Annotated in this window: 2 protein-coding genes; one reads left to right on the top strand and one right to left on the bottom strand. The window is 58.2% G+C overall.

Features of this window, described 5'->3' with window-relative positions; translation table 11 throughout:
• Positions 1–489, bottom strand: a 489-nt coding sequence (locus AC1DVH_RS31750; protein WP_477757112.1) for a glutathione S-transferase N-terminal domain-containing protein, incomplete at its 3' end; no start/stop codon positions are given.
• A gap of 99 nt (positions 490–588) precedes the next feature.
• Here AC1DVH_RS31750 and AC1DVH_RS31755 point away from each other — a divergent pair.
• Positions 589–994 (top strand): LysR family transcriptional regulator (locus AC1DVH_RS31755; protein WP_477757113.1); only part of this gene is annotated, 406 nt, incomplete at its 3' end.

The raw sequence follows: 994 nt of genomic DNA on the forward strand, positions 1-994 counted from the left end.
ACGCAGCACCGTAAACAAGTACGCATCAACAATGCTGAACCCGCCCGCCATCAAGTAATCCTGCCGCTCCAACGTCTGGTTCAACACGGCCAAACGCTTGAACAATTTCTCCTTGATCAGCGCTTTCACCTCTTCCGGAAATCGAGCGTTGAACAGCCAACCGAGCCCGCCGTGGATCTCCGTCGAGATGAAGTTCAGGCATTCCTGTAACCGTACCCGCTCGAATGTCTCCTGCGCAGCGGCCAGTTTTGCTTGCGGCCGCAGATCAGCCAGGTATTGCAGAATTGCCGGCCCTTCGGTCAGCACTTCGCCGTTCTCCAGTTGCAAGGCGGCCACGTAGCCCTTGGGGTTGATGGCCAGGAAATCATCGCCAGCAGCGGTTTTCTTGGTGGCGTTATCGACGCGGATCAATTCGAAGGGCAATTCCAGTTCGCGCAACACAATGTGCGGCGCCAGCGAGCAGGCTTGGGGGGAGTAATACAGCTTCATGGGGCAGGCTCTGGTTGTGGATTTACGCCAGTGTCATAGTGCGCGGCGCCCCCGGTAAAATTAATCTTTCAGAAAACTACCATAAGGAAAGCTACTGCCATGATGAACCTGATGCACTGGCGAATGGTGGTGGCCGTGGCAGACACCGGCAACATCACCCGGGCCGCCGAACGGGTCGGCATGACCCAGTCAGGCGCCAGCCAGGCCCTGGCATTGATCGAGGAAAACCTCGGTGTTCAATTGTTCACCCGGGAAAACCGCCAGACATTGCCGACAGCCATCGGCCTGCCGGTCATCGAGCAGGCACGGACCATGCTCGGCGCACTGGAAGCCATTCGCAGCACCGTCGAGGCCGCAAAAGGTGTTGAACGCGGGACGATTCGCCTGGCCAGTTTTCCCATGGTACTGGCGACCTTTCTGCCGCCGTTGCTGCGTCAGTTCAACCGGCTTTACCCCGGCATCGAGGTAGTCGCCCTGGAAGTCAGCGATGACGAAGTGGAAACCC

The organism is Pseudomonas sp. P4_C3, from assembly GCF_056402075.1.